General features: G+C 34.8%; 18 protein-coding genes. 3 read left to right on the top strand and 15 right to left on the bottom strand.

Features of this window, described 5'->3' with window-relative positions; all coding sequences use genetic code 11:
- Nucleotide 1 precedes the first annotated feature (1 nt).
- The 9 genes from MVE64_RS24845 to MVE64_RS24805 all read right to left on the bottom strand — a co-directional run bounded on the left by MVE64_RS24845 (nt 2) and on the right by MVE64_RS24805 (nt 7,263).
- A complete protein-coding gene (locus MVE64_RS24845; RefSeq protein ID WP_247342089.1) occupies nt 2-1,252 on the bottom strand; it encodes a multidrug effflux MFS transporter in 1,251 nt (416 codons plus the stop codon).
- 138 nt (nt 1,253-1,390) lie between these two features.
- Nucleotides 1,391-1,612, bottom strand: coding sequence for a YdbC family protein (locus tag MVE64_RS24840; RefSeq protein WP_247342087.1), 222 nt, complete (start codon nt 1,610-1,612; stop codon nt 1,391-1,393).
- A gap of 198 nt (nt 1,613-1,810) precedes the next feature.
- Nucleotides 1,811-2,632 carry an SDR family NAD(P)-dependent oxidoreductase gene (locus tag MVE64_RS24835; RefSeq protein ID WP_379049948.1) on the bottom strand — a complete coding sequence of 274 codons (822 nt, stop codon included), beginning with the start codon at nt 2,630-2,632 and terminating at the stop codon, nt 1,811-1,813.
- A gap of 5 nt (nt 2,633-2,637) precedes the next feature.
- Nucleotides 2,638-3,351, bottom strand: coding sequence for an alpha/beta fold hydrolase (locus MVE64_RS24830; protein WP_247342084.1), 714 nt, complete (start codon nt 3,349-3,351; stop codon nt 2,638-2,640).
- Nucleotides 3,352-3,848: 497 nt separating this feature from the next.
- A complete protein-coding gene (locus MVE64_RS24825; protein WP_247342081.1) occupies nt 3,849-4,532 on the bottom strand; it encodes a CPBP family intramembrane glutamic endopeptidase in 684 nt (227 codons plus the stop codon).
- 123 nt (nt 4,533-4,655) lie between these two features.
- On the bottom strand, nt 4,656-5,264 hold the full coding sequence (locus tag MVE64_RS24820; RefSeq protein WP_247342078.1) for a TetR/AcrR family transcriptional regulator: 609 nt from the start codon (nt 5,262-5,264) through the stop codon (nt 4,656-4,658).
- Between the two features lie 161 nt (nt 5,265-5,425).
- A complete protein-coding gene (locus MVE64_RS24815; RefSeq protein ID WP_247347238.1) occupies nt 5,426-5,803 on the bottom strand; it encodes an SET domain-containing protein in 378 nt (125 codons plus the stop codon).
- Between the two features lie 112 nt (nt 5,804-5,915).
- Nucleotides 5,916-6,128, bottom strand: a complete 213-nt coding sequence (locus MVE64_RS24810; RefSeq protein WP_247342076.1) for a tautomerase family protein — start codon at nt 6,126-6,128, stop codon at nt 5,916-5,918.
- A 16-nt stretch (nt 6,129-6,144) separates the two neighbouring features.
- Complete coding sequence (locus tag MVE64_RS24805) at nt 6,145-7,263, bottom strand: amidohydrolase (RefSeq protein ID WP_247342073.1); 1,119 nt, start codon at nt 7,261-7,263, stop codon at nt 6,145-6,147.
- 174 nt (nt 7,264-7,437) lie between these two features.
- On the opposite strand from MVE64_RS24805, the gene MVE64_RS24800 reads away from it, so the two are divergent.
- Nucleotides 7,438-7,896, top strand: a complete 459-nt coding sequence (locus MVE64_RS24800; protein WP_247342070.1) for a LysM peptidoglycan-binding domain-containing protein — start codon at nt 7,438-7,440, stop codon at nt 7,894-7,896.
- Nucleotides 7,893-8,030, top strand: a complete 138-nt coding sequence (locus MVE64_RS27630) for a cell wall hydrolase (protein WP_281730421.1) — start codon at nt 7,893-7,895, stop codon at nt 8,028-8,030. Before MVE64_RS24800 ends, MVE64_RS27630 begins: the two co-directional genes overlap by 4 nt.
- A gap of 190 nt (nt 8,031-8,220) precedes the next feature.
- On the opposite strand, the gene ilvD is transcribed toward MVE64_RS27630, so the two are convergent.
- From ilvD to MVE64_RS24775, 4 genes are all read right to left on the bottom strand, one after another.
- Nucleotides 8,221-9,897, bottom strand: coding sequence for a dihydroxy-acid dehydratase (gene ilvD / locus MVE64_RS24790; RefSeq protein WP_247342068.1), 1,677 nt, complete (start codon nt 9,895-9,897; stop codon nt 8,221-8,223).
- A 207-nt stretch (nt 9,898-10,104) separates the two neighbouring features.
- Nucleotides 10,105-11,073 carry an NAD(P)-dependent alcohol dehydrogenase gene (locus tag MVE64_RS24785; protein ID WP_247342065.1) on the bottom strand — a complete coding sequence of 323 codons (969 nt, stop codon included), beginning with the start codon at nt 11,071-11,073 and terminating at the stop codon, nt 10,105-10,107.
- Nucleotides 11,074-11,211: 138 nt separating this feature from the next.
- A complete protein-coding gene (locus MVE64_RS24780; RefSeq protein WP_247342062.1) occupies nt 11,212-11,463 on the bottom strand; it encodes a YnfE family protein in 252 nt (83 codons plus the stop codon).
- Nucleotides 11,464-11,604 carry a hypothetical protein gene (locus MVE64_RS24775; RefSeq protein WP_247342059.1) on the bottom strand — a complete coding sequence of 47 codons (141 nt, stop codon included), beginning with the start codon at nt 11,602-11,604 and terminating at the stop codon, nt 11,464-11,466.
- Between the two features lie 145 nt (nt 11,605-11,749).
- Between MVE64_RS24775 and MVE64_RS24770 the strand changes: the two genes are divergently transcribed.
- A complete protein-coding gene (locus MVE64_RS24770) occupies nt 11,750-12,622 on the top strand; it encodes a cupin domain-containing protein (protein WP_247342057.1) in 873 nt (290 codons plus the stop codon).
- Nucleotides 12,623-12,850: 228 nt separating this feature from the next.
- Here the strand turns inward: MVE64_RS24770 and MVE64_RS24765 are convergent, their stop codons facing one another.
- Both MVE64_RS24765 and MVE64_RS24760 read right to left on the bottom strand, forming a co-directional pair.
- Complete coding sequence (locus MVE64_RS24765; protein WP_162987311.1) at nt 12,851-12,988, bottom strand: hypothetical protein; 138 nt, start codon at nt 12,986-12,988, stop codon at nt 12,851-12,853.
- A gap of 180 nt (nt 12,989-13,168) precedes the next feature.
- A complete protein-coding gene (locus tag MVE64_RS24760) occupies nt 13,169-13,780 on the bottom strand; it encodes a CPBP family intramembrane glutamic endopeptidase (RefSeq protein WP_247342055.1) in 612 nt (203 codons plus the stop codon).
- Between the last annotated feature and the right edge of the window lie 54 nt (nt 13,781-13,834).

The raw sequence follows: 13,834 nt of genomic DNA, 5'->3' as shown, positions 1-13,834 counted from the left end.
ACTATACTAAATTTTTAGGAAGAATCAAAAGAATATACCTTACTTTGCAGTTTGAACTTTTACCGAGAACTTTTCTAACTAACCCAAAATAGGATAAGAAAGCTAAAAAGCTCGCAGAAAAGATCACAATACCCATTGGAATAGCATTGTATTCTCCAGCGATACCAACTAACGGCGCTGTTAATGAGCCAAGGACAAATGGTAAAAGTCCAAGAAGCGCAGAAGCACTACCTGCTATATGACCTTGTGTATCCATTGCTAGTGCGAATGATGTTGTTGAAATAATCCCGATTGAAGCAACCAAAAAGAAAATAGGAATGGCAACAGCTACGATTGGCGCTTTAAAAAGCAGTGCTATTAGTAATAGCGCTCCTGCTGTGTTAGATAAAATTAATCCAATTTTTAAAAATGTTTTTTCAGAAATTATATCGTTTAACCGTCCAACTGACTGACTTCCGATGATCAAAGCGATTCCGTTTACTCCAAATAAGAAGCTAAACTGCTGTGGGGTGACACCATAAATATTTTGATAGACAAACGGAATACCAGATACGTAGGCAAAAATACCAGCGATGATAAACCCTTGTGTGAGAGCATAGCCTGCGAATTGGCGATCCTTTAATAGAGAGCCAAAATTTTTGACCACCTGTTTAAAATTACTTGGAACACGTTTTTCGACCGGTAATGTTTCTTCAAGTTTCCATGTTACAGTTAGGAATAAAATTAATCCTACACATGCTAAAACAAAAAATACACCTGTCCAGTTTGTAAAAGCCAAAATCCCACCACCTACAATTGGCGCAACGATCGGACCTAGATTACCAACTAACATTAATAGGGCAAAAAACTTAGTCAATTCTTTTCCGCTATAAAGGTCCCGAACAACAGCTCGTGAAATAACAAGACCACCTGCTGCTGCAAAACCTTGGACAAACCTTGAAGCAATAAACATATAAATGTTTGGAGATATTGCACAAGTTAGTGATGCAAGTAAATAAAGAATAATGAAAATAAGTAAGGGTTTCCGTCGACCTTGTACATCACTCATCGGACCAATAACCAATTGTCCTAGACCTAAACCTAATAAACATGTTGTTAAGCTAATTTGTACAAGAGATGCATTTGTATGATAATCCTCTACAATAGTAGGAAATGACGGCAAATACATATCAATCGTAAATGGACCCAATAAATTTAATGAACCTAAAAGCAATCCCAGTTGTAAACGTTTTGAACCGGTTAAATTATTCATGATGTCTCTCCTTTCGGGTGCCTGTCACCACCCGATATTTGTCGTAATTTTTGCCTTGACAACATTCAAGATGTTCTCCTGTAAAAACAAAAATTAAGAACCTGTATCTAATGCATACTAGTTCTTAAAGTGTATTTACTATAATTCTATTCCATTTAAGATTTCTCTAAGCTGAATGATTTCTTCTTTAGAAAGTGTAACGCCTTTCCCCATTTTTTCGTGTTGTTCATCCCAATCACGTATATCATATTTGGGATCTCGGCCATTCCAGCTAATAAGATTAAATTCCTTCTTCCACCCTTTCGCACCTTCGGATATAATACCTAAATTTTGTTGAATGTCAAATTTTATATTTGCCATTTTTGTGTCATCTCCTAAGTCTAATCTACTTGAAGATTATACCACTTTCATGCTAAATAAATACAATGAAAAACATTGCATAGAGAAAGAACTCTATTTGGTTCCGTGAAACAAGAAAAAACGGGAAGTGACAGGCACCCCACCGTTCCGTGAAACACTCATGAAACAAGAAAATTCGGGAAGTGACAGGCACCACGCCTAATCCCGTACCTTAGCCTTTCTCCCCGCCTTTACGACATACTTCATTAGCTTTCTTTGTAGTCCCGGAAATAGGGTGAAGACAATATCGGTTGTTTTTTTCATGCCTATCGTTGTAATTATTAGCTTTTCTTTTTCTATTCCCTGCAAAATGATGTTTGCACATTTATCAGCGCTTATATAGTTTTTAGTATTTTGACTAAAGACATTTCGGTCGAACTTATTCATTTCCATATGATCGGTTATAGGTGTTGTTACAAATGCTGGACATACGGCACTTACCTTTACTCCATAGGCTTCGGCTTCATAATGGAGTGAGGTAGTGAGTGCAAGTACAGCATGTTTAGTGGCACCATATGCTGCGGTCAGAGGTGCTGGACCAAAAGCAGCTGCAGACGAGGTATTGATGATATATCCGTATCCTTGTTTCTTCATAATTGTATACGCTGCTGTAGATCCATAAACAACTCCAAGAACATTTATATCGATTATTTTCTTCCATTGTTCTGATGTTAGATCATCAAACTCACTCATCGAGGAGATTCCTGCGTTATTAAACATATAATCTAGTGTGCCATGAGTATCATAAACATGATGAACAAGATCATAAACCTCCTTTTCATTTGTCACATCAACTTGATGAAAATAAGCCTTTCCATTTTTTCGGGAAATAAATTCTGCCACCTTTTCCCCTTCTGTCTTGTTTCGGTCAGCAATAATAATGACCGCACCTCTTGAAGCCATTTCTTGAGCGAGTGAACGTCCGATTCCTGAAGCAGCTCCTGTAATAATTGTTATTTTGTTTTCAAAAATATTTTTCATACTTTCTACCCCAACTCATTTAATATACTTACTAAATTTGTTACATCTGAAAAAAACGGAGAATGATCTGTATCAAGAGTAAACACCTTCTCACAAGGAACCTGTTTAGTCATTTCTCGCTGAAAAGAGATGGAAAGCGAGTGATCTTTTAAAGTTTCAATATAGTAACGTTTAATAGAGCCATAGTTTTCATCCGATAACATAACAGGAGTTACAAAAGGTGCGAGTGGTTGATCACCATGTTTTGATTTGGCATACCGAACATCTTCTTCAGATGATTCTCCATAAAAATTGTCGCGTATTGAGCTAACATCAAGCTTAAAATGTGTTTGGTCTTCACTCATCGTTATTGGCAGTGGAAGTGCCTGAGCATTTTTTTCATTCATCTGTAAAAATGATTGTCCGTTTTCCGGTAATAATGCTGCTATATAAACAAGAGATTTTATTTTTGTTGGAATACGTTCAGCTGTTTGTGATATAACAAGTCCTCCTAAACTGTGTCCAACTACAATAACATCGCTAGGTTCATTCTCTATTACACGCTGCAAATGATTTGTATAATGCTCAAGAGTTACTGTTGAAACAGGTGTAAGATCTTCTCCATGTGAAGGTAAATCAACTGCCAGTACTCTATGACCATGTAATTCTAGTAAAGGAATAACTTTCTTCCAGCACCATGCTCCACTAAATGCTCCATGTACCAAAATAAATGTACTCATCTTTTACTCTCCTTTTATCGACAAAAATGTATTTTCGTTTTTTTATAAGTTGCTATAAACGTTGCCTCCACGCGGTAAAGATAAGTGTTAGCTTGATTTACGAGGTTTTTCTACTAAACAAACTTCCTTTATACATTGTCATTACTCTTCATTATGATATAGAACCTCCTAAAGCTCTTTTCGCCTCAAGCTCAATTTCAAATTTGCAATCAGAACACAAATGAGTTCCTGAAGGATTTCGTTTAATTGTTTTATATTCCAATTGATTTTCATAAACAGTAAACATTTCCTTGCAACTGGAACAAATACATTCATAAAAAATCAAGGCAAATCACCTCTTAACATATTGTTTTTTACTAATACTAATTAACCAACCGACCGTTCGGTAGTTAAATCATACAATTAATTCCATATCAAAAGCAATATAAAATACAACTTTTCACATTTTATTCAAATATTTTCCTAAAAAATAAAGAGACCATCGATGGTCTCTTTCATTAAGCTGGTATATAGTCTTGTTCAATTATTTTTTTCTTTACTTTTCCCCTTGATTTTTTAATCCAAAAAACGACAAGGCCAATCACAACGAAACGAAAAGAGATTCCTACAATACCTCCCTCCGGCCCATAAAATCCGCCGGAAAGCCATGAGTGATCAAGTAGTTTTAAGCTTATAATTCCTTGTACTTCAAACCCACTTACTGGAAAACCCAATATAGGTGCTTGTAAATAATTCCAGGCAAAATGCAGTGCCCATGGTAACCATATTTTTCGTGTAAAAAGAAACGCTAGTCCATACATAATACCGCCAATTCCGTTACTCACAGCAGACAAAACTGTCGCATAATCATTGTCAAGATGAACATATCCAAAATAAATCGATGTAATTAGTAAGGCAATCCATGATTTTTTTAAAACCTTTATTAAAATGGTAAGAAGGATGCACCTGAAAATTAACTCTTCATAACCTGCTGATAGAAAGATTAATCCTGTATAATAGCCTATCATTCTGGCATCAAAACCAACATTAGTAATTTCTATAAGACCAAAAAATAGACTTGTTATAAAGATACCAGCCATAGCAAAGGTTGTGATTCCTAGTCCAACAAAAATATCACTCTTAGAATAGCGATCAAAAATAACGGGTGATAGTAGCATTTTCCACTTATTCTCTTTTTTCATATGTTCTCCTTAAACATCAAACTATCTTTCCAATACATTATACAGGATAAATTTAACAATAATAGATAGATATAGAAATTTTTTATGTATGAATAAGTCTGAGTTGTTTAGTTCTCAGACTTTTTAAATTTCGCCATTTTCTTTGGTATTCCTCGTTTCTAAACCACACCAATAATCTGACCAGAAGGACGAAACAAGGTCCACCTTTATTTTTGGAATAATGAGCATCCATTTTAACAATCCGTCTCTCATTGATCGGAAAGAAACAACCATTTTTGTAGGGTGATCTTTACGAATGAGCTGCTGATCCATCGCTTGTTTAAAAATTCCCACCATTTTATCATGAATGGGTTGATCAATTTCAGCTAAATTACTTAAGATTTTCTCCCTTATTTCAGGAGGGGTTAAAAACGTCACCTGCTCCCAAAATGCTTGTATTTCTCTGTTTTGATAATAATGTAATATGTATCCCTTGAATAAATGCTCAAGCTGATCTGAAACTAGCATATTTTTCGCTTCATCGAACAATCTGTTATGAAGTTGAATATAATCCTCAACCAAATCCTCATACACTGCAAAAAGAATATCCTCCTTGCCTGAAAAATGAGAATAAAGAGATGCTTTACTAATTCCAACACCATCGGAAATATTTTTCATGGATGTACCTGCATACCCATATGTTGCGAATAGTGACAACGCAACCTTCTTGATGTTTACTTTCGTTGATACCATCAATCCCGCTCCTTTCCAACCAACCATTCGGTAGTCTTACTTTATTATAAAATAAAATGGGCTACAACAAACCCACTCTAAAAAAAAGTGAACCTATTCCTCTATAGGAAAGGTTCACATAATAAATTAACCAATTAACAAATAAGGAATATTCGTACAAATTACTCCTTATTAAACCACAATGGCTCTTTATCATCTACATCACCATTATAGTTTATTAAAATCTCATCTCCAGCTTGTATATCAGTATAAGCATAAAAATCAAAGGTATGATTATCGAAATTAATCTCATAAATCGCATTAGGTTCATAAGAATGGTTAAATAGCATTCCATAACCTAGAAGAATAGCTGTGTGATTTATACCATATTCAAAAGCATAATCAGCAAGTAGCGTTTTTTCTATATGTTGATGCTGATCATTTGGATAAGAAATGACAGGTGCCTCATGTAAAAGCTCGCCTTTTTTGATATTGGTTTTAGCAAATACTCCTCTATTAAATTCTCCATCACTGAGAGAAGATGTTTTTATTTCAATCATGTTCATCACCCACTCTCTTATAAAATGTCTTTCTAACTATAACATTAACTGAAACAATTTACTCATTTTTTAAATTGATTCTTAATAAAATGTTATCCTTCCCCTTCTTTTTTCATTCTCCTTTCCCAAATCCTTCACCAAATTTAATTGAATGTAACTGTCCATTTGATGCCCAGTTTTCTCGTTCATATTCATCGAATAAAACAGTTACCCATTCTTCTTTTACGTTTAGATGTTTTGCTGCTTCCTTTGTTACTGATTCAACAAATTGTTGTTTTTGTTTTACTGATCTTCCTTTTGCTAACTTTATGGTTATAATAGGCAAGGTTTACCCTCCTAAATTAACAAATTTCGATTAATCCCTTAAATAGCTCAACAGCCGTTTCTATCACGTCGTCTCTGAAATCATATTCAACAGTATGAATAGGTGGATACTCTTCCCCATTTCCGATATAGAAAATAGCTCCTTTCGTTTCCTTTAAATAATGACCAAAATCCTCAGAAGCACGAAACGCCTGCTTCATCTCCATAAGGTTAATTCCTTTGTTTTTACAAACAACTCGTATTTTATCTGAGCTCTCCTTATAATTAACCGTCTCAGGAAAAACATCGTTATAGAAAAAACTCGCCTTTAGTCCATATTGCTTTGCAAGCGATAATGTTAGTTCTTCAAGATTATGCTGCAGTTTATCCAAGTCTTCTTCATATAGAGCACGAATCGTCAAAAGCAGTTCACCCTTGCTTGCTGATACCCCGAATGCTTTTTCACCGATCTTAACATGTACCACAGTACAGAGAACCATACCTTTATTATGCTCGGCAGATGTCAAAACATCGATTGTATCAATGATTTTTGCAATAGCAAAGGCAGGATTAATTCCATCTTCAGGCTGACTAGCATGTGCCGGAGTTCCTTCCATAAAAATTGTCATACCTTTAGACGCACAGTGAGCCGTTCCGTTTATAACATTCACCGTATTATGAGCCATTCCACTCATATTGTGATAAGCAAAGATCTCTTGGATGTTGTTTTCCTTTATAAAAGAAACGCATTCTAACGCTCCATCTCCAGTTTCCTCAGCGTGTTGAAATAAGAAAAAAATATTTTTGTCTGCTCCTTTTTGATCTATTTCAAGAGCTAATCCAGCTAAAGATGCTGAATGACCGTCATGACCACATTTGTGAGATACACCCGGTGTCTGTGAGGCATGAGGAATTACAATCGTTTCTTCGATTGGAAGTGCGTCAAAGTCTGCTCGAAATGCAATGTTTTCTCGATCTTGTCCTGCTCGATATATAGCGTAAAACCACTTTCCTTTGTCAACGATTTCAAGGTTTGTATAACTTTTTAGAAATGAAATCAAATGTTGTTTTGTCCATACTTCATGGTTGGAAAGCTCTGGATGTTTATGTAATTCATGACGTAACTCTATAACTAATTCTAGATTTTCTCTCTCCATTTATTTCTTCCTCTATTTTTTTATGTATTTTAAGACTGTATATCCTATGAAATATCAGTGTTTCAGCTCCTTGTAATCTTCCTGTAATAAAATTGTAACACTATTCAATTTTTTTGGACATAGGTATGAGTAAGACAAGAGTTCAAAAAATGATATTTACTAGGAGGACTAATTGTGAAAAAACTATTTTTTTTACTAGCATTCCTGACCACTCTGTTTGTCGCTGCACCTACTTTTGCACATACGGTTGAAAAAGGTGACACGATGTCGGAAATCGCACGTAAGAATGGACTATCATTAAATCAACTAGCAAAAGCAAACCCGCATGTTAAAAACATTGATTTAATTTATGTTGGCCAACAAATTAATACAACTATTAATAAAACTATTAATACTTCGGATAAGCCAAGTGTAAAGACACTTTCACATAAAACAAATAATACCACTCAAGTTAGCAGAGGAAATGAACGCTCTGAAAAGATTAGCCTTTCAGAAGCTGAAATAGATTTATTAGCAAGAATTGTACGAGCTGAAGCTCAAACAGAATCGTTTGAAGGTAAAGTTGCCGTTGCAAGTGTTGTGTTAAATCGAGTTGACAATGCAAAAAATTCCCTGATACAGTTAGAGAAGTGATCTATCAGCGTAATCAATTTCAGCCAGTTGCAAATGGACAGATTAATAAGCCAGCAGATGAAGAGTCTAGAAAAGCTGTTTTTGCTGCCCTATCTGATATGCGGTATAGCAAAAGATGCCTTATTCTTTTATAATCCGGATATTGCCCAGAGTAGATGGCTTGATTCAAGAGAAACAACAGTACAAATTGGACAACATGTGTTTAAAAAATAATATTCATTTTATATTAATTATTCAATTATCTTACTGTTAGTCATTACTAACATTTACATAGATGAAAAGGGGTTCAGAATGAAATCATTCTGGACCCCTTCTTTATGCATATTAGATTTTCATAATACCGCCGGTACTAGCAGATGTTACAAGTTTGGAATAACGAGCTAGATAGCCTTTTTTCACTTTTGGTTCAAAGCCTTTCCAGTTACCTTTACGTTTTTCCCATTCTTCATCATCTACTTGAACATCCATTGTACGGTTTTCAATATCAATTACGATGTGATCACCATTTTCAACGAATGCTAGTGGACCGCCTTCTGCCGCTTCAGGTGAAGCATGTCCGATCGATAATCCACGAGAAGCTCCTGAGAAACGACCATCTGTTACAAGTGCAACTTTTGGTCCAAGTCCCATTCCAACAATCATAGATGTTGGAGAAAGCATTTCCGGCATACCAGGTCCACCTTTTGGTCCCTCGTAACGAATAATCACTACATGTCCTTCTTTTACTTTACCATTTACAATTCCATTGATTGCCTCTTCTTGTGATTCAAACACAATTGCAGGTCCTTCATGGCTAGTAATTCCGTTTTGTACACCACCTGTTTTAATGATGGCACCGTCTGGAGCAAGGTTTCCGAATAAAACAGCAAGTCCACCTTTTTCAGTATGTGGATTGTCAATAGGACGGATCACCCCATGGTCTTTTATTTCACAGCCAGCGATGTTTTCCCCAAGGGTTTTGCCCGTAACAGTTAAAGTATCAAGATGAAGAGCTCCTTCTTTCTTAGAAAGCTCATACAATGCAGCAGATACACCACCAGCTTCATGTAAATCCTCAATATGATGATCTGATGCAGGAGCAAGCTTAGATAAATGTGGAACACGTGCTGCCACTTCATTAATACGTTGAATTGGGTATTCAATTTCCGCTTCATGTGCTAAAGCTAATGTGTGAAGAACCGTGTTTGTTGATCCACCTAATGCCATATCAAGTGCAAAAGCATTATCAATTGCTTTTTCTGTTACGATATCTCTAGGCTTAATATCGTCCTTAATAAGATTCATTAATTGTTTTGCAGAACGTTTTACAAACTCTCTACGCTCAGGCGCCACGGCTAAAATCGTTCCGTTACCAGGAAGAGCTAATCCAAGTGCTTCAGCTAAACAGTTCATGGAGTTCGCTGTAAACATACCTGAACAAGAACCACATGTTGGGCAGCCAAATTGCTCAAGCTCTGTTAAACCTTTTTCATCTAGTTTACCAGATTGGTAGGCACCTACTCCTTCAAATACAGAAGAAAGTGAGATTTTTTTCCCATCACTTGTCACACCAGCCTTCATCGGGCCACCACTTACAAATACTGTAGGGATATTAAGACGTAATGCTGCCATCATCATCCCTGGTGTGATTTTGTCACAGTTTGGAATACAAACCATTCCATCGAACCAGTGTGCTGAAACAACAGTTTCAATAGAATCTGCAATAATTTCACGGCTTGGTAAGGAATAGCGCATTCCAATATGTCCCATTGCAATTCCATCATCTACACCGATTGTATTAAACTCAAATGGTACTCCACCCGCTTCACGTATTGCTTCTTTTACAATTTTACCGAATTCTTGTAAATGTACGTGTCCAGGTACAATATCAATATATGAATTACAAACCGCGATAAACGGTTTATCAAAATCCTCTTCTTTTACACCTGCCGCACGAAGTAAGCTACGATGCGGTGCACGGTCAAATCCCTTTTTAATCATGTTACTACGCATTTCCATCATTCCAATCTCCTTTCTCTTGACGTATTAAAGAATGATATAACTAGGTTACTTCTAATTGACTAAATAATCAATATATTTCTTCTTATTTGAAAAATTATTATACTAATTCATATTTAAAAGAGACAAAGAATAGGATTTTCATAGTAAATTATAGCCGTATATTTCATTAAATATTATTTCTGTATTTTAAAAATAAATATTACTATCTCAAATGGTTATAATGACTTTTCCCTGAGCGTGTCCTTCGGCAAAATAGGTTAAAGCCTGTGGTACTTCACTTAATTCAAATTGCTGATCAATCACTGCTTTTACCTTACCAGATTCTATTAAATCTTTTATAAATATCAGATCTTTTTGATTAGCTCTTTGCAAAAAGACATTCATTTTCTTTTTTTCTATAAAAGATATCCAACCTCCCTGTAAAGCTGTTTGATACAGTTGAGATTCAGCCCCACCAACGTGAACAAAGATTCCATGACGTTTTAATGCTCGCTTATAAACAGATAATGGTTGATGTCCGTTTACCCCGATGATCAGATCAAAATACTCCCTGTATTTATCAATACCTTCATTTTTATAATCAATTATGTTGTCAGCACCTATCGTTCGTAGTATTTCTTTATTTCTCGTACTGCACACACCTGTTACCTCAGCACCAAATGCTTTAGCAATTTGTACAGCAAATGTTCCTACACCACCAGAGGCTCCATATATTAGTACCTTTTGCCCTGATTCAATTTTCCCTTTATCTCTCAATCCCTGCAGGGCAGTTACTGCTGCCATTGGAACTGCAGCTGCTTCTTCAAAGCTCATATTTACAGGCTTTTGTTCTAATGAGCTTTCCGGAGCTGAAACATATTCGGCAAATGCCCCCCAGCCAGAGGAGGATAAATCCCCAAATACCTCATCTCCTGGTTTAAACTGAGTTACTTTTGAACCCACAGCTTCAACACAACCTGCGATGTCACCACCTGGAATTGGATGCTTTGGCTTTAATACTCCATAAAAAAATCGAGTGATGTACGGTTTTCCTTTTAAAAGGACAAGATTCCCAAAATTAACGGAAGCTGCATGTATTTTCACCAGAACTTGATGGTCATTAGGGGTTGGTTTTTCAACTTCTTCTAGGTTTAAAACCTCTGGTAAACCGTATTTGTACTGAACAATTGCTTTCAAAATGTATTCCTCCCATTGGAATATCAGCGGTAATATTTGCTCAGTAATAAATATGGAAGAAAGTAAAGAAAAGACCTATTGCAATAAAATTTACAAAACTCAGTTGAGTAAAAAGTCAAAAAAACACCCCTCAGGATGTTATTTTGTTAATAGATTGTATTCATCTTCTAACTCATCTAACGAGATTTCATTTGAAGCACACTTAACTGCAGCGTTTACAATTTGATCAAAGCTTTCTGATGAATTGATTTCCGATAAAAAATGATGTTCAACTTTTTCTAATTCCTCTTGCTGTCTCATCAATTCCTCATCTTTTCCTTCATAATCTGGAGCACTCAATGTTTCAAGATTTTGTTTAATGATTTGAACATAGTGCTTTAACTCATCCATCTATTTTGACTCCTTTAAAGATTCATTATTTTGTTGTATTGTGATAATTTCGTTTCGCTCTCCTCCATCGGAAAGCTCTTCTGAAAATTCGTGTTCATTAGTTGATCTATACTCTTCTTTTGTATGTTTTGTTTCTTTCATAATAATTCTCCTTTCTTTTTATTTTTAGTATGTAACGAACTAAAAATATCCATCCAGACAAATCAATTAGGACAATAAAAAGAAGTACACTCTTAACACATAGGCATATGATAATGTTGTAAATTTATTGAAAGGACTGAGAAAAATGTATGAACCTTATCCTTATTACCACTCTGGATTTTTAACAAGAAATGTTCAAGAATACAATTATCAGGTAATGTCGATTCTCCTAGATGAAATTAAAAAAGGTGCTTCAACAATTGACCTTTATATGAGGTTGGCAAAATCAGCTACAGATGAAAACCACAGAAATGACATTCTTTATGCGTTAGAAGGAAAAAAAGCATCCACCAATCAACTCACCAATTTGTATATAAACCTTACTGGAACAAAGCCTCTTTATCAAATTGTTGAAATTCCTTTTCTAAGTTACGAAGAAGGATTGGAAAAGGCTTTTGAAGCTGAAGGTTATTTCGAAGATCGAAATCACTCTTTACTTAATCAAGATCCTATTATGCAGAATATTTTATGGTTGAAGACAAATGCTCAGCAAGTTAATGCGCAAATATTCCGGAATTTACTTGAAGACCGTGCGAATCAGAGAAAAGACTATGGCAGAAACCCCTTTGTTGTAGATATTGAGAAGGTCACAAAACAAAACAAAACATTTCGTACAGCAATATGGACAGGTAACAAACTTCAAGTCACATTAATGAGTATTGATGTTGGAGATAGCATTGGATTAGAAAATCATCCGAATACAGATCAATTCTTGAGAATTGAAGAAGGTCAAGGACTTGTACAAATGGGTGACAGAAAAGATCGATTGGATTATGTAAGAAAAGTTTCTGATGATTTTGCGATAATGGTACCCGCCGGAAAATGGCATAATCTCACAAATACGGGAAATAAACCTCTTAAGCTTTACTCGATTTACGCACCACCAGAGCATCCGTTTGGAACAGTGCATAGAACGAAAGCTGAAGCAATGGCTGCTGAAGAAAGTAGAAATTTCTAAATTCGTTCAATAAAAAAGATGGGAAAAATGAGAACATCATGTTCTCTTTTCCCATCCTTTTCTATATCTATAGGTTTGTGGTTAAAATCAAGTTTCGCTAACTATAGATTTAATCTGTTTATGCAATTACAACGATTTTACAGCAAACCTCGGACCATTCCATGCACAACAAAGCAGTCTTTTCTATGTATACTCTATACTTTCAAAAAAGACTGCTTATTTATTTTTTTACATTTTGTTAACAGGTGTTACAACAGCATATAAGTTATCTGATGTATTGGAAATATTTACTTCAATAACTTTGTATCCATTTCCTCCGTCTTTGTAGTCATTCTTAATAGAAATAGTTGTTTGTTGATTGTTCATGTTAAACTTTCCTTCCTATGTTAAATTTCTCACACAGAAGTTAATATATGACGGAGGTTAGAAAATGTGTCATATATTTATCATGATTTTCCAAAAATTTGTCTCGTTTTAGTTTTAATTTTAATTTTAAGATATCCTATTTCTAGTGAAAGTTATTTTAACCATAAATCTTGCCTTAATTCAATTCCTTAACCTGATTAAATTATATTTAAACATTAATGTTAATGCTATATTCATCGTGTAGTGAATGATAAACGGAACAATAATATTATCATGATAAAAATAAATCCAGCAAAGTACCAAACCAGGAAGAGTGATATTTAACAACATGAGCGGCTTTTTAAAATATCGTTTATGATAAATAACAAAAAATACCGCTGTTGCAATTATTGCATACCATTCATTTTTAAGAATTAGAAAAATAAAGTTTTGTACAATTCCCCTAAACAATAGTTCCTCAAACAAAACTACAACCAACATGCTAATCATTATCGTCCATAAGGATTCATGTTGAAATGTTTTATTCGTTTCATCAATAAATTTTGCAGGCATGATCAATGTTAACACGATACCAACTATTATTAAGCCTATAGAAGTAATAATCGTGCTTAACACTAGTTTAGAAGGGTTTTCGAAAGAAAAATAGTGTTCCATAGTTATTAATTCTAATTTAATAAAAACAAATATTAATACTGCAAGAAAAAGTGAAAATAATGCAATAATTGGTGTAATTTCTTTCAGGTTAAATTCCACTTTTGAGTTTTTTGGTTCTAAATATTCATCGGGTTCCATTTTATACCTCTTCCTTAAAATTTGGAAAAACAGTAGAAAACACCTTATTAAGTT

The sequence above is a fragment of the Metabacillus endolithicus genome (genome assembly GCF_023078335.1).
Taxonomy (GTDB): domain Bacteria; phylum Bacillota; class Bacilli; order Bacillales; family Bacillaceae; genus Metabacillus; species Metabacillus endolithicus.
Note: the sequence above shows the minus strand (reverse complement) of the source record. Positions and strands in the feature narration are given on the sequence as shown.